Below are 21262 nucleotides of genomic sequence, written 5' to 3' on the forward strand. Positions count from 1 at the left end.
TATCCCAAATGCCCCATTATGCTCTGCCCGCAAGCAAACTATAGATGGGTCCAGGTATTTGCACCAGCATGAAAGAAATCAGGATTGAAAAAAATTATGAAAATTCTCCTCTTAAGTAAAGGTTTGGCCACAGACTCTAAAAAGCCAGAATAATCAAAGCACCCTTATGGGGGGGTCTTTAACATGCTATATTTTGGCAAAAAACATAATTTTGCTTGACTAGCAAACAATAGGCATATAGGGAAATTGATTCGAAAGACAATAATTGATCCAGGAAGACCTCATTAGAATTCTTACCAACTTATTCAATCCATTCTCTTTCTTAGATTACCCCAATCTAAAAGATATTTTAGTTCCGACTCAGTATGGAAAATGTCGGACACTTTTTTCAACCTTTCAAAAAAACTCCTGAAAGATTTAAAATATCTTCAGGCAAGGAACGAGTATTATTATGTCATTATCCTTAACATTCGATGAGTTGGGAATATCAGGTCCCCTTCTCAAAGCCATTGACCATATTGGTTACAAGGCCCCATCTCCTATTCAGGCAAAGACTATCCCTCTACTCATGGAGGGGCATAATCTCCTGGGCCAAGCTCAAACCGGTACTGGCAAAACCGCAGCCTTTGCTTTGCCCATTTTAACCAAAATAGATACCTCCTGTCGCGAACCACAGGTTTTGGTTCTAACCCCTACCCGTGAGCTGGCCATTCAGGTCAGTGAGTCTTTTCAGAGTTATGGCAAATATATCAAGGGACTGCGGGTGTTGTCCGTTTACGGCGGCGCAAGCATGGTTCCCCAGTTGCAACAGCTTAGGCGTGGAGTCCATATTGTCGTGGGGACTCCGGGCAGAGTGATGGATCACATTCGCCGCAATACTTTATCCCTTAATGGTCTCAGTACGTTAGTCCTGGATGAAGCGGACGAGATGTTGAACATGGGGTTCCTTGAGGATATAGAATGGATTTTGGAAAGAACCCCGAAAAATCGGCAAATGGCTCTTTTTTCGGCAACCATGCCCAAAGGAATACGCGACATTGCCTTGCGTCACCTGCCTAACGCCAAAACCGTTAAAATCAAAACCCAAACCGCCACTGTTGATTCTATTGAACAGCGATATTTGGAGGTGGCCGGTATAAGCAAATTCGAAGCTCTGGCCCGCCTTATTGAGGTGGAGGACTTCGATGCAATGTTGGTTTTTGTCAGAACCAGGACAGCCACAGTGGAAGTCGCCGAGCAACTAAAGGCCAGAGGATATTCATGTGGCACATTAAACGGGGATATGAGTCAGGCCATGCGTGAGCGGACCATTGAACAGTTGAAAAATAAATCCCTGGATATCGTGATTGCAACTGATGTGGCTGCTCGCGGACTGGATGTCAGGCGTATCAGTCATGTGGTAAACTATGATATGCCATACGATAGCGAAACCTACATACACCGCATTGGTCGGACTGCACGTGCCGGTCAGAGCGGCAAAACGATTTTATTCCTGAGCCCGCAAGAAAGGCGGATGTTACGGACTATTGAAAGGGCCACCAGGCAAAAAATAAGTCCCATGGGTTTGCCGACATTACAGGATATAAGTAAACGCCGTATTGCAAGTTTTAAGCAACAGATAATAGATACCGTGAACACGCAGAAACTGGATTTCTTTCGGCGCCTTGTCGAAGAGTTGAGCCAGGAATCGGACAAGGAAGACAGGGATATAGCTGCGGCATTAGCCTATTTGCTCCAACGAGAAAATCCGTTGCATCCCAAGGAGAAAAAACAACGGCCAGAAAAGAAAAAAAGTTTTCAGAAAATGGACAGAGCCGCTCATAAAGGAAAGAATAAACATTCAGGTCAGGCAGAAGCCGGCATGGAGCGATACCGGATTGATGTTGGCCGGGAGCATGGAGTGACACCGGGCGATATTGTTGGCGCTATTGCCAATGAAACAAATATTGATGGAGAAGCCATCGGGCATATCAAGATCTATGATGATTTCAGCACCGTTGACTTGGCCTCGGGAATGCCAAAATTCGTGTATAAATTTTTAAAAAAGGTCCGGGTCCGGTCGCGGCCTTTAAATCTCTGTCCATTTGCGGAAAGCAGGTCAGATACGAAAGATACCCCACGTAAGAGCCGAACCAAGCAGGGCAAAATATTCAGAATGCCAAAAAATCGGAGAAAATAGTCCCGCTTTAAGTTTGTAACGGCTGATATTTCGCCGGGGCCTACATGGTTGTCCCGGCGAAGTTTCACCTGTGGATAAAAAATCGCTAAAAGAATGGCGGGCTGTGAACAACAAATAATTTTAAAATGTCTTTGCCGGTATTTTTGACTCCGTGTTCCTCCTGTGCAGGTATGAAGATATAGTCTCCAACACTTAATTTTTGCCATTTGCCGGCGGTAAAAACTTCACCCTCCCCTTCTAAGACATAAACTGAATCAATATTGGGATCGTGGGTATGGACTGGGATTTCCGTGTCAGGAGATATCTCCAACATGGACACGCTCACGGTATCCGTGTCCTGGCTGCTTACTAGCTTGGCAATCTTTACACCCTCAAATTTTGGGTGATCCTCAAAGGTTATTTTCTCTTTTTTCATAAACTTGGCCATAATTAGTCCTCCTATTCGCTTTTTGTCAGCTAAAGAGACGATTTTATAACATTAACTGATGGAGCTTTCAATCAACATCCTTGCAGCGAGCAGGAATCCGTCAATTATCATCATGTCATTCTGAGTTGAGGGTATCCGACAGGTGCACTGACGTCTCCCTGCCCTGTTAAATCCAGCTGAGCTGGGCTGGCATTGCTAACATTTAACAAGGTAAATGCCTCAAGGGAACGAAGTGAGCGGGCGAGAGATTATTTTTAAAGAACTCGTTACATACGGTGGATGAGATTCTTGGCAGACTTAGTAAGTTAACAAGTTAAATGGAAGCCGGCTGCTACCGGTTCTTTTTGCTGATAAAGTTCATTAAAGGTCAGGACGGCCTGGGCTGTCTTTTGTTCAATCAAAGAAATACCTTGTTTTTCCAAGAATTTTTTCAAACTGTCATCCACTTGCAAAAGGCCTGGCTTGCCCTTGCCAATAACGATGACCCGTGGGTTAGCCTGGATGATGTCCTCGATATCTTCTAAAAAGACTCGATGACCCTTCTTGCGCCACCAGTTAGGCACAACTTGGCCTTTGATGATTTTCAGATCGGTTGTATATTTTTTACCAGCTATAACCATCTGTCCAAAAGAATATTTTTCTATCATATTTTCTCCTATAGAGTCTGTAGCCAAACCCTTACTTAAGAGGACAATTTTTCATATTTTTTCAATACTGATTTCTAATCTGATAGTCAAAAAAATGGGGGTTGGCCACAGACTCTATTGTTCTACTAGGTCCTATAGCGGGATCGGGAGGCCGCCTCTCTATCTAGCCTGACCAGACAGTTCCCAAAACAACCCGAAATAAGACCGAAACAAAACAGCTTCAAATCCGTGTTCATGCGCTTATTATGTGATTCTCTGTATTCTTTTTAAATCATTTTGTTCCTGAACACCCACGACCAGAACCAAACTTATCACTATGTAACTCACCGCCAGTTGACCAATTCTCTCGATCAAATTCTTCTATCAAAACTGAGACCCATTCCGGTTTAACACCTAGCGTTGAAACCACAGAATCTGTTATAGCCTTTACAAACAAGTTTCCGTTTTTGCTCAATTGAGCGCCCTTTTGCAATTTTGATTGATACTATTGGCATTTTTTCCCTCATTAGAGTTATTGGAAATTTTGCTGAAAATTTTAAAAAGTGGTCTCTTGCAGTGGCGTCACATTATTTTAAAAAACATTCTTGACCACGCCATTTTCTTTATGCCCTGACAACAGGCAAGTCCTCCCATTTTGTCGTATAGGCGGGTGATCTGTGGGAGCGGCGGGAAAAACATTTCTTTTCCAGGCCGGTAGCTGCTACCGTCAAAGTGCCCTTTCCCCACTTGGCATTTATCCTGTCCATAACGTGCATCAATCGTTCCTGTTTTTGCCTCTTGTTTTTATCCAGCTCAAAAAAGGTAAGCCTGCGTTCTTCTTGCGGCTCAAGACCCGTGAACATGACTCCGGCTTTTTTATAACCATGGTCCGGAGAATAAATCTTCTCCAGAACAAGGTGGGCTTTTTGAATTAAAAACGGGGTGTAATTAGTAGAAGGCATAAGCTTCAACGCACTGTGCCGAGAATAATAGTTTTTTTTGAAACGGTTGGACTTTAAAAAAACATGGACATAAGAGGCGAGCAATTTTTTTTGACGCAATTTTTGCGCCCCGACATGAATAAAGGTAGCAATGGCCTGCTTGAGATCAGTCAAAGAATATACTTCCTTGGCAAAAGAGCGGGAAGTAATAATACTTTCAGGTTTTTTTTCCTCTACTTCCAGGTCAAAACACGGGATACCTTTTAACTCTAAAAAAGTAGAGACTCCGCGCACGGTAAGGTGTTTTTGGACGAAATCTCTTTCCAGGCAGACAAAATCAAAAGCAGTAAAAACTCCTCTGGAGCGTAGGAATTTGGAGTAATTGCGGCCTATTCCCCAAACATCCTCTATTTTTATCTGCTTCAGGGCCCTCTCGATACCCTTTTGTTCTTGTAAGACAAAAACTCCTTGAAGATAAGGGGATTTTTTGGCGATGCGATTGGCTATTTTGGCCAAGGTCTTGGTTTTGGCAATGCCTATGGATACAGGGATACCTGTCCACTTCTTTACTTTTTTTCTTATTTCCTGCCCCAACTGCCCGGGATTGTCATACTTAGCAATAGCGGCGGCAGCGTGGGGAAAAAATAAAAAGGCCTCGTCTATGGAGTAAATTTCCACGTCAGGAACAAAAGTAGACAAGACATCCATTACCCGGGCGGACATATCTGCATACAGGGTATAATTAGAAGATAGGGCCACTCCTCCATGCCTTTGCAAAAGAGCTTTACACTGGAAATATGGTTCGCCCATGCCAATACCCAGGGCCTTGGCCTCTTCTGAACGGGCCACGACACAACCATCATTGTTGGACAAGACCACGACCGGCCGCTTTCGAAGCCGGGGATTAAAGACTTTCTCGCAAGAGACATAAAAATTGTTACAATCCACTAAAGCATAAAAGGAGTGCATACCCCTACCCTGCCCATGCAAAAACACAGTTTTTGTATGAAATGTTAAATTTTGAATTATTTTAAAATCTCTCACCCACTCGGCTATTTAACATCTTAACCTCTGGGCGTATGCAATACGCCCCTACAGTTCTTATCTTCCCAATTCTCCAGCTAGTTATTCCCTCATTAACCCATCTACTCATCCACCCATTAACCCTTTTTACCTACTTACCTACTCAACCACTCAACTACTTAAGAGGATGAATGACATTGGTCACTACTCCCCAGACCTCAAAATCCATATCTTCTGTAATTTCCAGAGGTTTATACCTGGGATTGTCCGGCATCAGGTAAAGCTTGTTTTCTTTTTGGTACAAGCGCTTAACCGTCAGCTCTCCGTTTACAACAGCGACAACAATAGAGTTGTTTCTGGGTTCCAGGGCCCTGTCTACAATGAGAATATCGCCCGAATGAATGCCTGCATCGCGCATGGAATCGCCATAGGCGCGGACGAAGAATGTGGCTGCCGGATGTTTTATTAAAAATTCGTTTAAATCTAAATTTTTATCAATATAGTCGTCGGCTGGTGAAGGAAACCCCGCAGGAATCTGAGATAAATATAGAGGCAGTTCTAAGCTTGTTCGTTGTTCAAAGCCTTTGATTTCACTCTTTAAAACTTTCATTGCCCTTCCTTTAAACTCCATGGACACGAGATGAGGAGTCTGTGGCTAAACCCTATTTTAACCGCTGATTGAAAGTCTTGGTTTATGAAATGCATTACAAACGGCTTGGGTAACCCATGTTGGCGAAGCTTGTGGAAAAACAGAGCATCGGGAGAAATAGGCTAAACATTTTGCGACATTGACCATAACTTTCGATAATAAAAAGAATATTTGTTTGCCCAAAGTATCCCATTATGCTCTGTCCGCAAGCAAGTTTTAGATGGGTCCGAGTCTTTGTACCAGCATGAAATAAACCAAGACTGAAATAAACCTTGGAAATTTAGTTGATAAAAAGGTTTGGCCATAGGCTCTGAGAAGAATATAGCCCGTCTTCCCAAGGGCCGCAAGCTGGGCTGGTCGCTTGAATTTATACAGAAAAATTTTTAGTTTTTAATATTTTGGTATCTTGACCTCTTAACCTTTTTGAGCAAAAAACCCGTTGGCTAACGCCACTGCAAAAAAATAAGCAGTGGCGTATTGTTTGTTTTTTCCTTTTTTTTGTAATCAATCACAGGGTTAATAATCTCACGCCCGCTCTCCCGCACTAACTCGAGGGAAAATTTTGATGAGCATCTTTATACTTTGTGACGTCAAATTTTAATAAAGTCCTGACTAAAAAATAGGTACGGGATTACTAAAGACATTTTCCCTGTGATCAGGTATGCTTTTTTAGAGTCTATGCCCAAACCTTTTTATCAACTAAATTTCTATGATTTATTCCAGTCTTGGTACCAGCATTTCAGAAACCAAGACTTTCAATCAGGGGTTAAAATAGGATTTGACCACAGACTCTTTAGTAGGCCAAAGAAAAAAATTTTCCACAAAGGAGGTATCAAATGTTTATGAAGACGCAAAGGTGGCTAGGGATTATTTTAGCGTCAGCGTTTGTTTTAACGACAATTTTGGGAGTAAGTCCGGGCAGGGCTGCTTCATCTGAACCTTTTACTTTTGGCCTGTTACTGGTTGGCCCTTACAATGATCACGGATGGAGCCAGGCTCACTTTGAGGCTGGCGAGGCCATTCAGAAAGAGATGAAGCAGGTAAAAATGATTTACATCGATAAAGTAAATCCTGCTGATCGCCCGGGGGTAACCGTACCTCAATTGGTTGACGAACTGGTGTCCCAAGGTGCCCGCTTAATTATTGCCAATTCAGATGACATGAAAGACGGCATTCGGGAAGCAGCACTCCAGCATCCTGATACTTATTTCATCCATATATCCGGCGACGACGCTCTGTCTGGAAAAGCACCGAAAAATCTCTCCAATTTGATGGGGCGTATGGAATACGGCAAAATGATGGCTGGTTTTGTAGCAGCCCTCACTACTAAAACGGGTAAAATTGGATATTTAGGGCCCCTAATCAATGATGAAACACGTCGTCTGGCTGTATCTGCATACCTTGGTGCAAGGTATGCATGGGAACATGTTCTTCATAAAGACCCCAAAGACCTTCGTTTCCAGGTAACCTGGATTGGTTTCTGGTTCAATATTCCAGGTATTACTGCTGATCCGACCCAGGTAACCCAAAATTTCTTCAACAGTGGTTTTGACGTGGTTATATCAGGCATAGATACAACAGAGGCCATTGTAGTTGCACAGCAAAAACGTAAACAGGGAAAAGAAGTATGGGCTATTCCCTATGATTACAAAGGGTCATGTGAAGAAGGCAGTGAAGCATGCCTGGGAGTCCCTTACTTCAACTGGAAACCTGGCTACAAACACTTTGTTGAGGCCGCGAAAGAAGGAAAATGGAAACAAGAATGGCTGTGGCTAGGTCCTGACTGGGAAGATATCAATGATCCTGATACCAGCTCAATAGGGTTTTTGCCTGGCTCAGCTTTGTCCCCTGAAACAAAAGAAGCCCTGGAAAAGTTCCAGCATGGGCTGGCTTCAGGTGAAATCCAACTCTTTAAAGGCCCACTCTATTATCAGGACGGTTCCGTGTTTCTCAAACCCGGAGAAGTGGCTACAGATAAGCAAATCTGGTACATGAAACAGCTTCTAAAAGGCATGGAAGGTCCTAGTAGTGCGAAATAAAAGGAGGATTAAGGGGTAAGGGATAAGGATTAAGTGGTGAACACTGAAGATTTTTATGCTTCCTACTCCTTCTACCCCTTACCCCTCCTACCCCTTATCCCTTTATAATCATGGAAATAAAACTTAAAAACATCCACAAATATTACGGTCCGGTACATGCCAACCGGGAAATCAATATCACGATACAGTCCCATTCTATTCATGGTATTTTAGGTGAAAACGGTGCCGGCAAAAGCACTCTGATGAAAATTCTGGCTGGTTTTACTTCCAAATCAAAAGGCCAGATCTTTATAAATGGCAAAGAAGTCGACTACAGCTCTCCTGCAGAGGCAACATCTTTAGGCATTGGCATGCTTTATCAGGATCCCCAGGATTTTCCCTCCATGACCGTTCTGGACAATTTTATCCTGGGCCTTAACAGCTCCTGGCATATAAACCGACATCATTACAAAACACTCTTTGAAAAAACAGCCGGCGAATTGGGTTTTAAGATTAACCTCGAAACTCCCGTGTCCGGGCTCACTGTAGGAGAACGACAGCAACTCGAGATTATCAGGCTGCTTGCGATCGGCGTCGAAGTCTTAATTCTTGATGAGCCAACGACAGGCATCTCTTCAGAACAAAAAGGGGTACTTTTCAATGCATTAAAACGCCTGGCTGGATCAGGAAAATCCATAATCATCGTATCCCATAAGCTGGAAGATATCGAGGCTCTCTGCCACAGGGTAACAATATTGAGGGAAGGACGTGTGGCCGGAGAAATGGAGGCTCCCTTTGATACTTCCAAACTGCTCACCCTCATGTTTGGCTCTAGGCCTCCCGCCCAGACTCCATCCTGCTCCAAAACCGGCTCTACCTTTATGGTACTTGAAAATGTTTCCGCCTCCGGGGGCAGATCTGGCCTCCATGACTGCTCACTTGAAGTTAGACAAGGCGAGATAGTCGGTCTTGCCGGCCTTGAGGGAAGCGGACAGGAAGTCTTTCTACGTCTCGCTGCAGGCCTGGTTTCCCCTGCAAAAGGGCGTATTTTATTAAATGATAAAGACATTACCGGAAAAAATCATGCTTTTTTGCGTAAACAGGGAATATGTTTCCTGCCCTCTTCAAGACTAGAAGAAGGGTTATTTGCCGATCTATCGCTCGCGGAACACTATGCCATTGCCTTTCATAAGGACTCTTTCTTTGTTCCCTGGAGGTTAGTTCACCAAACAAGCAACCAACTTATAAAACATTTTCGTATCAAAGGAACAGCATACGACAAAGCATCAGCGTTATCCGGTGGCAACCAGCAGCGCTTGTTACTCTCATTAATTCCTTCATCTACCAAGTTGCTTCTGCTTGAGCAGCCCACAAGAGGGCTAGATATGGAATCTGCTTTGTGGGTTTGGGACCATTTAAAAGGTTATTGTGAAGACAAGGCCGCGCTTATATTCAGTTCTGCCGAACTTGATGAAATATTTTCCGTAGCCGACAGGATAGTTGTCTTTTTTAATGGACGTATTGTTTTAAACGCACCATTAAATGAAATTACTTTAGAAGAAGTCACAAAGGCTATAGCAGGTAAAGGATAAAATGGGTGAGTAGTTGAGTAGGTAAGTAGGTGAGTGGGTGAGTAGGTAAGTGGGTAAAGAGGTTAAAAAAAGGGTTAATGGGTGGATGAGTGGATGGGTTAATGGGGGAATAACTGGCTGGGAAATTAAGAAAATAAGAACTGTAGTGGTGCATTACATACGCCAAGAGGTTAAGATTAAAAGGTAAAAAGGTTGAGTGGGTAAAAAGTCGACAAGCCCCACCAACTCAGAATCCAGGACTCAAAAATGGGACACGAATTGAAAAAAAGAATTTTTGCAGTTGCGTCAAGATGGTTTGTTACCATTTCAATTGTAATTGTATTTACCACATTGCTTCTTCTCGCCACGGGTACGCCGCCATTAGAAGCATACCTTCTGTTAATCAAGGGTTCGTTGGGGTCGTGGAATAAGATAACCAGGGTTTTACAGGTCTGGATACCCTTGACTCTCTGCTCGTGTGGTCTGCTTTACACTTTTTCCATGAAATTATGGAATATTGGTATAGAAGGACAGGTAATGCTCGGCGCTGTGGGCGCTACAGCCATGTTAAAATGGTTAAGCCCCTATTTCGCGCCTTCTCTATGTCTAATCGCGGCTTTTGTTTTCGCAATGTTCCTTGGAGCCTTGTGGGCCCTGTTTGCCGGTATTCTCAAAACAAAAGGCGGGGTAAATGAAATTTTTGCCGGGCTAGGGCTCAATTTTGTCGCGCAGGGGCTGATCCTCTGGCTGATTTTTGGGCCATGGAAAAGGCCCGGTATTGCTTCCATGAGCGGGACAGAACCTTTTGACTACTCCCTCTGGCTCCCCACCCTGCAGAGTCTACGTATATCACCTATAGCCCTTGCAATCACAGTTATTCTTTTTATAGCCACGGTTATTATCCATAAATATACAAGATGGGGGCTTTTTTTCAGGGCTGTTGGAAACAATCCCATTGCCGGTACGCTCTTTGGGCTGTCTCCTCAGCGTTACACCCTCCTTGCCATGTCTTTGGCCGGCATCATGGCCGGTTGCGCCGGCTATTTTCAGGTAACAGGAGTCTACCACCGCCTTATACCTTCCATATCAAGCAACTACGGTTATTTGTCCCTGCTGGTAGTAATGTTGGCCAACTATAAATGGAAGCCCATTCCTTTCATCGCCTTCTTTTTTGGCTGCTTAAACGTAGGAAGTATCCAGTTGCCTTTAATGCTCAAGATCGATTCATCTCTGAGCGGCGTTATTCAGGGTATATGCGTTCTTGCATTTTTATGTGCTTATCGCTGGCGATTAAGGAATAAGGGGTAAATAAGGTAAGAGTTTTCTAAAACTAACACTAACAACTAACAACAACACAAAAAATGATGGATTTTAGCCTTTCTATTTTGATGGCCAGTGTAGTGAGTGGAGCAGCTCCCCTGGTATTTGCCACCCTGGGGGAGACTTTCACAGAACGAGTTGGAATTATCAACTTGTCTCTTGATGGGACAATATTGCTTTCAGCTATGGTATCTTTTGCTGTTGCCTATGAAACCCAGAACTTGATGTGGGGGTTTCTGGCAGGAGGAATAGTTGGAGCACTAGTTGCTACGATAGTAGCTTTTACGAGCTTGTTTTGGGGGCTTTCCCAGGTGGCAGTTGGTTTTGTATTAACATTAATGTGTAAAGACTTGGCCTATTTTCTGGGAAACTCATACACCCGAATCCAGGGGCCCCAGCTCTCCCATCTGCCTTTGCCCATCCTGGAGAAGATCCCCGTCATAGGGAACATCCTTTTTCAACACAACATCATGGTTTACTTAAGCTATGCATGCATCATAGCCACCTGGTTTTATTTTTACCGAACCAACTGGGGACTAAAGCTGCGCTCCATAGGAGAAAATCCCAGGGCAGCTTACACCAGAGGGTTTTCCGTAAGAAAAATACAATTCGGTTACGCCATACTGGGAGGCTTTCTGGTAGGAATAGCCGGAGCACTTTATTCACTCAGTGTAAAACCGGGATGGGGCCGTCCTCAGGGTGCAGAAGGAATCGGATGGATAGCCCTGGCGATCGTGATTTTTGGCGGCTGGGACCCCCTCAAGGTCGCCTTTGGCGCTTACTTTTTCGGATTTCTCCAGATTATGGGAATCGTGTTTCAGAGTTGGTGGCCATCTATACCAGCTCAAGTTTTCCAGGTAGCCCCATTTCCATTGATGATCTTTATTCTTGTACTGATCCATTTGTCCCGCCGAAAAGCAGTTAATGAATGGCTAGAGGCACACCCCTTGCTTCGTCCACTGGTCCGCTTTCTACAAGTCAACCCGCCGGCATCTTTAGGTAAAACATACCATAAAGAATAGTTGAGTGGTTGAGTTGGTAAGTGGTTGAGTGGGTAAAGAGGTTAAAAAAGGGTTTACTGGGTGGATGAATAGTTGGGTTAATGGGGATATAACTGGCTGGGAAGTTGGAAAGATAAGAACTGTACGGGCGTATTGCATACGCCCGTTTGCATATACCAAACTATTTACCATACTTAGGAGACAAACAGCTCCGCAAAGTCAAATTTATTGACATCTACCAGTCCCCTGTCAGTCAGTTTCAGTGCCGGGATAACAGGCAGGGCCAGAAAGCTGAGTGTCATAAACGGGTTATCAAGGGGACTGCCCATCTCTCTGGCAACCGAAAGCAGCCTATCCATTTCTTTACGTACGCTCTCCAAAGGTTCTTCTGACATGAGACCTGCCACAGGCAGTGGCAGTCGGGCTTTGACCTGACCATTGTCCACTGCGACAAGACCGCCACCCATCTCTGCCACACTAATGGCAGCAAGTTTCATATCGGCATCATTGGTTCCGACTATGATGAGGTTGTGCGAGTCATGGGCAACCGTGCTTGCAATTGCGCCGCTACGCAGCCCTATCCCCCTGACAAAACCAAGCCCTACGTTGCCTGTGCCCTTATGGCGCTCTATTACTGCCAGTTTCAGGATATCCCGCTCTACATCTGCCACGGCCATGTTATCCTGCAGCTTAACCGGCAGCTCCAGCATTTCAGTCACGATCTGGCCTTCTATCACACCAATGACGCGTACAGAGCTGCCCTTGGCAGGAATGGCAAAATCCAGGCTGTGCATATCTATTCTCATTGAATTGACCACGGACACGGTTTCAGGCTGACTAAAAGGTAATGTTTTACCCTGCTCAGCTACGAGCTGGCCGCCTGTAAAAACCTTTTCCACCTGCATATCTTCCAGGTTGTTCAAGATTACCATGTCAGCGCGATAACCAGGCGCTATGGCTCCCCTATCCCACAGACGAAACCTTTCCGCAGGATTTAGCGTGACCATCCGGATAGCTGTCACAGGATTAAGCCCCTTACGTACTGCCAGGCGGATTGAATAGTCCATGTGTCCACGCTCCATCAGGTCATCAGGATGCCGATCATCGGACACAAGAATACAGCGGCGCGAGTTTTCAGCAGTGACAACAGGCAGCAAATCAGCCAGGTTACGTTCGGCAGTGCCCTCTCTGATAAAGAGATACATTCCTGCACGCAGCTTTTCCAGGGCTTCTTCCGGCCTGGTACATTCATGATCCGAAGTAATTCCGGCAGCAACATACGCCTGCAGGTCGCGCCCGGTTAATCCGGGTGAATGGCCGTCCACCGGCATCCCACGCTCCCTTGCTACCTCCAGTTTTGCCAGGACTTCAGGAATCTGCAAAAGGACACCTGGAAAATTCATCATCTCGGCCAGCCCCAATACACGCGGATGGTCCAGTAGCGTGGCAATGTTATCAGAAGAAAGGGTTGCTCCTGCTGTCTCCAGGTGAGTGGCCGGCACACATGACGGCGCCATAATAAAGATGCTTATTGGCAGACCCTCACTTGCCTCCAGCATGTAACGGACACCGGAGGTCCCAAGGACATTGGCAATTTCATGGGGATCGCAAATAACAGTGGTAGTGCCATGAGGAAGAACGGCGCGGGCAAACTGGTAAGGAGTGAGCATGGTGCTCTCTATGTGCAAGTGGCCGTCTATAAATCCCGGACAGACGAACCTTCCGTCCAGATCGATTGTCTCAAGAGCACTGTAACCTTCCCCGACGCCAATGATCAGGCCGCCGGCAACTGCCATGTCAGCCCGGACTATTTCTCCGGTAAACACGTTGACGACCTGCCCATTCTTAAGCAGCAAATCCGCTTTTTGCTCGCCTCGACTGTACCGGATGATATCTTTTAACTGCATGGTCATGGCCTTATGATTCAGGTAAAAGGTTTCTCAAACTAACCAAATAAGATAATTCAATATTTTTATTAAAATCATACAAACCCGTAATTTTCGCATGAGCATCTAATGTCAAAACAATTCAACAATCAAGGCCTTGACCTCAAAGTTTCTAAATCCAATTTCCGAATGGTATGATCATATTTTTTCTATGAACGAATAAAATAACAGCAGGGACTGGCCGTAACTGCCGCGGACAGCTAAAATCAATAAGGTCATACAAACAATATCACGCCAAAGCGAGACGTTTTATACTTCCGCTAACACTTCCTGTTCTTCCCGGTTCAGCAACCGATTCAAATCCAGCAAAATCAAAAGCCTGTCCTCAAGCTTTCCCACCCCGCTTATATATTCGGAATCTACACCAGCAACCACTGGAGGAGGAGGTTCAACTATATCTGCTGGAATGCGCAATACCTCTGATACTGCATCCACCACAAAGCCAACTACCATGTCGTTTATTTCAACAACAATTATACGCGTGTGCTTGTCATGATCTTTTATTGTCAGACCAAATCTTTTACGTAAATCAATAATAGGAATCACTTTCCCTCTCAGATTAATTACTCCTTCCACAAAATCAGGGGCTTTTGGCACTCTTGTGATCTCCAGCATGCGAATAATCTCCTGCACCCGCAAAATATCCACACCGAATTCCTCTTCTCCTATCCTGAAGGTAACCAATTGCAACAATTCTACGTCTTTCTCTTTTGTTTTTTTGTCCATTGCATTCCCCCCACTACGATAACTAATAGTTAATTAGTTAATCTATATTTTAAGCCCTTCGCCTCTTATCTTCTTTATTTCGCCAACTCATCAATTAATCTTTTTAATTCCTCGGACAAGTGCACCAGATTATTTATCTCCTTTTTAGTATCGCCAACATTTTGAAAGGTTTCCTCTGAAATTTGTTTAATATCTTCCACCGCCCTGCTTATTTCTTCACTGGCTGTTGATTGTTCTTCCGAAGCCGTGGCTATCGCCCTGATCTGATCTGTTACAGAGATAACCAGGGTAACTATTTCTTGCAAAGCTGTCCTGGACTCTCCTGCCAATTCAGTCCCCTTCTGTACTGAACCGGCTACTTCACTCATCTCTGTAACATTCTTTTCTACTTCTGACTGAATCTCAGAGATAGCCTGGCCAACATCCTGCGTTGCTTCCATGGTCTTTTCTGCTAACTTGCGTACTTCATCAGCAACCACTGCAAAACCGCGTCCAGCCTCACCGGCTCTTGCGGCCTCAATCGCTGCATTCAAGGCCAAAAGATTAGTCTGATCCGCAATATCTGAAATCACTGTCATTACCTGGGAAATACCCCCTGCTTTATCTTTTAATCTCCCCATGTTCTCCTTCAACTGTTCTGTCAACTCATTAATCCTGTTTATGGCCTCAACTGCTTGCTCGACGATTTGGGCTCCTGATTCAGCCTTGTTTTTCGCCTGTTCGGTCTCCTCAGCAACATGGGATGCATTTTTAGCCACCTCCAGGACAGTGGCATTCATTTCTTCCATGGCTGTGGCTGTCTCTTCTGTTCGCGCCTTCTGGTTCTGGGCCCCTTCTTCCACTTGCTCAGAATGTGACAAAAGCTTTTCTGATGACGACACCAGGGCTTCCACTACCTTTTCAAGCTTTTTAGCTGCTTCAAGTAACCCCTCTTTTCTGGCTGCCTCTGCACGAGACCTAGCTTCTTCTGCCTCCTGAAAGGCTTTTTGGGCCCGCTCAGCTTCCTTTTTACTTTGTTCGCTCATTTTTGTGGCCTCGGAAATTTTCTTTTTAAGTATATCAATCATGGTCACGATTGCCTCTTTTAATGTCTCCAGCTCTCCAGGAAAACGTTCTGTCAGAGTGGTATCCAGATCCCCACCTGCAACCCGCCTGGCGAATTCGGTTACTTTCATCAAAGGCCTGGTGATTCGCAGGATTACCCAAAACATTATGCCACATGCCAAAATTAAAACAACGCTTAAAATTACCATGTTTGATCGTAATATAGAGGAAGTCTTTTCTTTAGCTATCTTGTTCATCATTTGAACAGCACCTAAAGCCTCCTTGGTATCTATCTCTGCCAGGAGTACGTATTTCAAACCAGAAATATTTAACGGCTGCCAGGCAGAAAGTACTTCCTCACCTCGATAATTTTTTATAATACCTACACCTGTTTGACCACTGAGTGCCTTTTGTACAGATTCCGTACGCACCTCTATTTTCATCAATGAATTATCATTAAATCGGGATGGGGAACGCATTTTATAATCTGGACCAACAAGATATGTTTCACCTGTCTTGCCCAAACCAATCTCTTCCCAATTCTTATCAGAAAGCATAATCCGACTAATCTCATCAGTGGGCATCTGAAAAGCCATCACGCCAATAAAATCATTACCGTCAAAAATAGGCGAAGCAACAAATGCTGCCGGGGCATTATAAGCTGGTTCGTACGACACGAAATCAACAATACTTACAAAATCCTTATCTCCCTTTAAACCAGCGTCTCTGGCTTCACGAAAACATTGAGCAAGATTGCTGTCTTTATATGGACCTGTAAGCAAAGAAGTAGCAAAATCCCTTCTTTTGAGCACTGAATAGACAATATTTCCGTTATTAGGGTCTATTATAAATATATCGTAATAATTAAAGGTTTCCAAAAATTTACGAATAGCTGGATGGAACTCTTCATGAACATTATTGTATAGAAAATCTGCTTTTACCTTGTCTAAACGGTGCTTTTCTCCAATCGGATGAGGATTTTTATAGATATAAAAATATTGCAATATTAATGCGTTATTATCGGATGGAATATAGTTTGAAACAGGTCGTGGGTGATAATCAGGGATCAAAGAACTATACTGTTTGAATAATGTGTTTTGTAAATAATTTGGTCCACTGTAGTCAGCAGATAATTCCTGGCGCATCTGCTGTATTTCTGTGTCAGAATATTGGATAGCAGACATCATAAAAGCACTCTTAAAACTCTGACAGGCATCTATAATCATTCTATCATTAGGTAATGTCCTCACCTGTCCTTCAATTGTTTTAAATAAATCTTCAATATGCATAGCCTTTGTCGCACGTATAGAAGCCAGTTGATCCATAGCCCTCCGAGTTAAAGCCTGCTTAGCCTCCTCAGTCAAAACATCCATACCTGTTTCAGCCTTTTTGTAGCTTAAAGTAAAAACAATAAGACAACTAATGACTAGCATTACCAATATAGTGCCCAACAATCTCCACTTTATACTCACTTTCACCTCCCAATTTTATATTGAGGTTAAACAAGGTAAATATAAACCAGATCGTATTCTGGCCAGATTTTCATAGATATTTTGACTCTTATCTCTATTTTAAATTCAATATCATTACAAACCTCCTTTATTATTTTAATTGTATTAAAAAATTAGAAAAAAAATCTATACCTGAGACATTAAACAATAAATTTTATTTTGCACCTAAAAATATTTGTATTTTTTATGTCAAATAAAAACTTACAGCTACTTAATAAATCTGGCCTTAAAACCTTCTCCCTGTATGCCCAGTCGGGCAAACAGCAAAAACCTCTGTGTCTCGTTGGCTCTTAGCGACCAACGGAAGCGGGAGAGAGAAGTTCAAAGGTTAGCCGGGGAGGCGTCAGTGCACTCGGATACACCCCACGCAGACCTATCCGGCCAAATGGATGCTCTAGATGTTACTGCAAAAACCAAAAAACTGACTTTTTTACAAAATTCTTAGCGCATAACTGTTGGAAAACATTGAACATTGAACTTTGAACAAAGTCTGCAAAAATGTAGTTTTGCAGACGCATCATGCTAAACTTTGGCAAAGTTAAGCCAAGGACAGCTGAAAGAAAGTGAGCATCCATTACTTACTTCTTTGGATTATGATTAAAATACATAATAATAATAAAGAATTTTACAGAGAAAAGCAATAAGTAAATTATTTTTCATTATCTCTTATCAAATTACTATATGGAAAAAATAATACTTCTATCATATCAATCTTGGTCCTATACAGATAGGTTTACGGACAATAACCACATTGACAGAAGCATATTTTCGAATAAGATTGCGATATTTCGATTTCTTTCAGAAGATTTAAGCAGTATGAATATTACTTCTATGAATACAATTTCGTAACCTAAAGTGACGACAAAACCATTTTTGTAAATAAATTACAAAAGTTGAGAAAAAAATTTCTGGATTTATCCCTTGCTTACCCAGGGAAAGGGTTAGGAAATAAAAAAATTGTTCGATAATCCAAAAGTAGGTATTTTGGTGACAATTGACAGGCGTGGAGCAGGGTGCATCCAATGGCTGTATTTTGGTTGAGTAGTTGAATAGGTGAGTGGTTGAGTAAGGAGGATGGTCAGTGGACATGGGATTCCGCAGTAGAATTTTCCCCTGATTACCACCAGATTCTTGATTATTACCGCTGCACAGAGGAGCTGCACAAGTTTGATTACTTAATTACGACAGTGCTAATGAACGAAAAAAAATAAAACAGATACAATGCCAAAATATAGGGTTCTCAAAAATCAGTACAAATAGCGGATGCGCCCCTTGTTCACATTTATTGAAAACCTGGGATTTTTTTCTGCTAACTACTCCAATTCAAAAAAATTTTCACTACTCGTCATTCTGAGGGAACGAAACGACCGAAGAATCTCCAACGTAGCGAACCAGATTCTTCGCTTCGCTCAGAATGACGTAATTAGAGAGGCGCACTCTCTAGCTGCACCTACCACGTCAAATGTGGGAAAATTGTGAAATAATAAAAATTTTAGCATAAAAAGGTAATTCGGGCTCATGTGGGAGAAAATTTGGTGGCGCTGCAGACTGAGAACGCACCCAGAGATATGCTACTTTGGAATATCAGTAATGGGCCCTTCGTAGGTTACTGCTTCAATGCCCAATTCTTTTAATTTGGCTGCAGGGGTTTCTCCTATTTTCGTAACATAGATTTTGACGCAATCTTTTAACTGGGCTGCTATCCGGCCAAATCTCTCAGGGTCAAAAGGATGCTCAGGATCTCCCACCGAAAGAGACTCGGTCGGTCTTTCCTCAACGAAAGTCATTTCATCGTTGCAGTCATAGATCAAAAAACGTTTGGCCATGCCAAAATGTTCGTCCACATTGGAGCCGTCTTTTGAAACTACCGCTATTCTTGTTTTGGCCATTGGAAATCTCCTTTCTTAAAATTAAATTATCTACTCCTTGTAGGAACACTATCCCTGACACGATTCTTTCTTGCCACCTCTTGGTGAGGATATATCCGCTAGTTGCACCTTTATTTTGTAAATCTCAAATTGGCATTGAGGTCACTGAGATAGAGCCTTTTGCTTTTGCTCAACTTTCGCGAAGTTCTCATCATCTTTCTTTTTTCTACCAGGCACCTGAGGGGTTCATACATGTAATGTCGAATGTTGAATGAAATCTCTGTTCGACCACTCAAAGACCTTTTTCTTTGACCATCCTACTTACTCAACCACTCACCTACTCAACTACTTACCCAAAGTGTAGCTATCGGATGCACTTCTTCATGCCAAGGATTCCTTTACAATAACACCTTTTCTCTTGGTTGGTAAATATAGTACAAAAAACATGCCGTATTTTTTCCTATAATTTCGCAAAAAAACTTCAAATTACTTAACCAATTGTTTTATAATGATTCTAACCTCATTTCGCTAACGCCTAATTCTTTAGCAAGATATCCTGTTTAAAATAAAAACTACAAAAATGTACCTTACCTTAATGAAGGATACACAATTGTATTTGTAACACTCTGATTTATTTTGCCACCAGTTTCGAATGGACGGAGAAGGGTAAGAGTTTTTGATGGGCAGGCAAACGGAAAACTGATTAGCGCGGCGAATATTGTTACTTTCCGGCAGAACCTTTAATGAATGAGTTAATATCTTTTATACGGGTCTTCATAAACACCATAATGCCAAAAGGGAGTAAAACCATATTTTTCCATACACACCTTTTCCAACTTATCAATCTCTTTAGTATTATAACTCCAAGTGGCGGCTTCCCATTTAAAATAATAAATAACAAGCTCCCAGTTTACATTTTCAAGTTTATATTCCTTTGAATCATCCACTACACCTCCGAAACCCTTGGCATAAGGCTCAACAAGTTTTTGCTTCATGGGTTCTGGAACGCCTATTTCTTTAAATATTTTGGCAATTTCAGCTTTTACGTTATCAGGCCAGTCAGTTTCCTCCAGAGGCACAAGATGTTTGGGTTGCACCATCATTATATTGTCTGTTGGATTAGCAAATTCATTAATAAATTCAGTAGAGTATTTAGCATAAACTTGTAAGTTCCTGGGCACTGTTAGGTCTTTTGTTATCAATAACATTAATCTGCTTTCTCCATTTTGATCAATTACATGACTATTATCATGTATTGACAAGCATATTAATATACTAACCTGTCAATGGTCAAAGCATTTGAGCGAGTTTTGGGGGTAAATTGTTAATGGCCAATTAAAATGAGCCAGAAGCGGTCAATAATTTTGACCCACTCCTCTCTAACGTGAACTAGCGGCCAAAAGGCCATTAAAGGACAATCAAACATTTAAGCATTATCTGCCTGTCCCTTTGTTCCTTAATACCCCAGCATCAGTAAAATAACGACATCTGTATCTGAATATCTCTACTTTTCCTAGTTTGAAAGCTTTCCTACGCTCTTTTTCTACAATTTCTTTATCAAGTACCGCGCCTTCTCCACTGTCAATAGCCCCCCTTTCATACACAAATTCCCGATATTTTCTGACAATCTCCTTTTCATCGAACTCATTCCATTCTTTCATCCCAAAATCCAAACTCAGAAATTTATCCTTATTTCCGCTCTGAATAAGATGGCCAAGAGAACACCAACGATATTCTTCAGGCCTCTTTACAATTCCTGCACGAATTGGATTTAAATCTATATACGCCAGTAAATTCACAAGGCTGAGACCATCTTCTACAATCAGACTCTTAAATCTCCCACCCCAAAAAAAGCCCTGGCGTTTGTACTTTCTGTTGTAATACCGCGTAAACCCCTGCTTTATCTCCTTCACATACCATGACAGACTCGTTAACCTTTTCTTAAACTTTGCCAGGTCTATCTCTGCCGGACCATGCTCTGAATCATATAATAGCATGTAACGTTTTCTAACCTCTTCATCTGATACGTCACTTTCAGAATACATCCGTACCACCAAATGAAAATGATTGCCCATAATGGCAAATCCCAACACATCTACAAAAAATATCTGACTCCATTTTTTTATGAGACCAAGCAGATAATTTTTGTCAGAATTTTGCATGGGCAAACCACCAAGCGCAGATCGCGAAATAACATGATACACAGTAGGAGCATCCTCCCGTAAAAATCTCGCTATTCTTGGCATCTTCTTCCTCCTTCTTACATCCTAACTTGTTTTTTTATCCTTCTTCCCCGCCCCTTTATTCATTCAAAACTCTACCTCCATATCAAACATTATCTGCCTGTCCCTTTGTTCCAATCCACGCCCCTGCACGAGGGGCGACACTTATTTTTTGGTCGAAAGGGAGGTG

16 protein-coding genes are annotated in these 21262 nt (G+C 42.8%); 5 read left to right on the forward strand and 11 right to left on the reverse strand.

Annotated elements, in window-relative coordinates; all coding sequences use genetic code 11:
• Positions 1-451: 451 nt before the first annotated feature.
• Entirely contained in the window at positions 452-2179 is a 1728-nt protein-coding gene (locus tag AC3WVG_RS01720) for a DEAD/DEAH box helicase (protein ID WP_488796453.1), read from the forward strand.
• A gap of 85 nt (positions 2180-2264) precedes the next feature.
• Here AC3WVG_RS01720 and AC3WVG_RS01725 read toward each other — a convergent pair whose 3' ends face one another.
• From AC3WVG_RS01725 to AC3WVG_RS01745, 5 genes are all read right to left on the reverse strand, one after another.
• Positions 2265-2606 (reverse strand): cupin domain-containing protein, encoded by a 342-nt coding sequence (locus AC3WVG_RS01725; RefSeq protein ID WP_488796454.1) that lies wholly within the window; start codon positions 2604-2606, stop codon positions 2265-2267.
• Between the two features lie 305 nt (positions 2607-2911).
• The gene (locus AC3WVG_RS01730; RefSeq protein WP_488796455.1) at positions 2912-3253 is read right to left on the reverse strand and encodes an Mth938-like domain-containing protein; all 342 of its coding nucleotides are present in this window, start codon (positions 3251-3253) and stop codon (positions 2912-2914) included.
• A 271-nt stretch (positions 3254-3524) separates the two neighbouring features.
• Positions 3525-3662 carry a tautomerase family protein gene (locus tag AC3WVG_RS01735; protein WP_488796502.1) on the reverse strand — a complete coding sequence of 46 codons (138 nt, stop codon included), beginning with the start codon at positions 3660-3662 and terminating at the stop codon, positions 3525-3527.
• 193 nt (positions 3663-3855) lie between these two features.
• Positions 3856-5142, reverse strand: a complete 1287-nt coding sequence (locus tag AC3WVG_RS01740; RefSeq protein ID WP_488796456.1) for a Y-family DNA polymerase — start codon at positions 5140-5142, stop codon at positions 3856-3858.
• Positions 5143-5371: 229 nt separating this feature from the next.
• Complete coding sequence (locus tag AC3WVG_RS01745) at positions 5372-5806, reverse strand: LexA family protein (protein ID WP_488796457.1); 435 nt, start codon at positions 5804-5806, stop codon at positions 5372-5374.
• A gap of 875 nt (positions 5807-6681) precedes the next feature.
• Here AC3WVG_RS01745 and AC3WVG_RS01750 point away from each other — a divergent pair.
• The 4 genes from AC3WVG_RS01750 (at position 6682) to AC3WVG_RS01765 (ending at position 11776) form a co-directional block, all read left to right on the forward strand.
• Positions 6682-7884: a BMP family lipoprotein gene (locus AC3WVG_RS01750; protein WP_488796458.1), complete on the forward strand. Its 1203-nt coding sequence runs from the start codon at positions 6682-6684 to the stop codon at positions 7882-7884.
• 110 nt (positions 7885-7994) lie between these two features.
• Positions 7995-9455 (forward strand): ABC transporter ATP-binding protein, encoded by a 1461-nt coding sequence (locus tag AC3WVG_RS01755; RefSeq protein ID WP_488796459.1) that lies wholly within the window; start codon positions 7995-7997, stop codon positions 9453-9455.
• Positions 9456-9701: 246 nt separating this feature from the next.
• Entirely contained in the window at positions 9702-10742 is a 1041-nt protein-coding gene (locus tag AC3WVG_RS01760; protein WP_488796460.1) for an ABC transporter permease, read from the forward strand.
• A gap of 53 nt (positions 10743-10795) precedes the next feature.
• Positions 10796-11776 carry an ABC transporter permease gene (locus AC3WVG_RS01765; protein WP_488796461.1) on the forward strand — a complete coding sequence of 327 codons (981 nt, stop codon included), beginning with the start codon at positions 10796-10798 and terminating at the stop codon, positions 11774-11776.
• A 173-nt stretch (positions 11777-11949) separates the two neighbouring features.
• On the opposite strand, the gene ade is transcribed toward AC3WVG_RS01765, so the two are convergent.
• From ade to AC3WVG_RS01795, 6 genes are all read right to left on the reverse strand, one after another.
• Positions 11950-13662: an adenine deaminase gene (ade, locus tag AC3WVG_RS01770; RefSeq protein WP_488796462.1), complete on the reverse strand. Its 1713-nt coding sequence runs from the start codon at positions 13660-13662 to the stop codon at positions 11950-11952.
• Between the two features lie 288 nt (positions 13663-13950).
• Positions 13951-14427, reverse strand: coding sequence for a chemotaxis protein CheW (locus tag AC3WVG_RS01775; protein WP_488796463.1), 477 nt, complete (start codon positions 14425-14427; stop codon positions 13951-13953).
• A gap of 74 nt (positions 14428-14501) precedes the next feature.
• Positions 14502-16943: a methyl-accepting chemotaxis protein gene (locus tag AC3WVG_RS01780; RefSeq protein WP_488796464.1), complete on the reverse strand. Its 2442-nt coding sequence runs from the start codon at positions 16941-16943 to the stop codon at positions 14502-14504.
• A gap of 1610 nt (positions 16944-18553) precedes the next feature.
• Positions 18554-18871, reverse strand: a complete 318-nt coding sequence (locus AC3WVG_RS01785) for a NifB/NifX family molybdenum-iron cluster-binding protein (protein ID WP_488796465.1) — start codon at positions 18869-18871, stop codon at positions 18554-18556.
• A 731-nt stretch (positions 18872-19602) separates the two neighbouring features.
• The gene (locus AC3WVG_RS01790; protein ID WP_488796466.1) at positions 19603-20058 is read right to left on the reverse strand and encodes a hypothetical protein; all 456 of its coding nucleotides are present in this window, start codon (positions 20056-20058) and stop codon (positions 19603-19605) included.
• A gap of 225 nt (positions 20059-20283) precedes the next feature.
• Complete coding sequence (locus AC3WVG_RS01795) at positions 20284-21096, reverse strand: transposase (protein ID WP_488796467.1); 813 nt, start codon at positions 21094-21096, stop codon at positions 20284-20286.
• Positions 21097-21262: the final 166 nt, after the last annotated feature.

Source organism: Desulfovulcanus sp. (genome assembly GCF_982781345.1).

Coding starts and splice junctions, on each gene's coding strand:
- AC3WVG_RS01795 (WP_488796467.1), bottom strand. CDS start 21,096: ATGCCAAGAATAGCGAGATTTTTACGGGAGGATGCTCCTACTGTGTAT.
- AC3WVG_RS01720 (WP_488796453.1), top strand. CDS start 452: ATGTCATTATCCTTAACATTCGATGAGTTGGGAATATCAGGTCCCCTT.
- AC3WVG_RS01790 (WP_488796466.1), bottom strand. CDS start 20,058: ATGTTATTGATAACAAAAGACCTAACAGTGCCCAGGAACTTACAAGTT.
- AC3WVG_RS01765 (WP_488796461.1), top strand. CDS start 10,796: ATGATGGATTTTAGCCTTTCTATTTTGATGGCCAGTGTAGTGAGTGGA.
- AC3WVG_RS01775 (WP_488796463.1), bottom strand. CDS start 14,427: ATGGACAAAAAAACAAAAGAGAAAGACGTAGAATTGTTGCAATTGGTT.
- AC3WVG_RS01725 (WP_488796454.1), bottom strand. CDS start 2,606: ATGGCCAAGTTTATGAAAAAAGAGAAAATAACCTTTGAGGATCACCCA.
- AC3WVG_RS01760 (WP_488796460.1), top strand. CDS start 9,702: ATGGGACACGAATTGAAAAAAAGAATTTTTGCAGTTGCGTCAAGATGG.
- AC3WVG_RS01730 (WP_488796455.1), bottom strand. CDS start 3,253: ATGATAGAAAAATATTCTTTTGGACAGATGGTTATAGCTGGTAAAAAA.
- AC3WVG_RS01785 (WP_488796465.1), bottom strand. CDS start 18,871: ATGGCCAAAACAAGAATAGCGGTAGTTTCAAAAGACGGCTCCAATGTG.
- AC3WVG_RS01755 (WP_488796459.1), top strand. CDS start 7,995: ATGGAAATAAAACTTAAAAACATCCACAAATATTACGGTCCGGTACAT.
- AC3WVG_RS01750 (WP_488796458.1), top strand. CDS start 6,682: ATGTTTATGAAGACGCAAAGGTGGCTAGGGATTATTTTAGCGTCAGCG.
- ade (WP_488796462.1), bottom strand. CDS start 13,662: ATGCAGTTAAAAGATATCATCCGGTACAGTCGAGGCGAGCAAAAAGCG.
- AC3WVG_RS01740 (WP_488796456.1), bottom strand. CDS start 5,142: ATGCACTCCTTTTATGCTTTAGTGGATTGTAACAATTTTTATGTCTCT.
- AC3WVG_RS01745 (WP_488796457.1), bottom strand. CDS start 5,806: ATGAAAGTTTTAAAGAGTGAAATCAAAGGCTTTGAACAACGAACAAGC.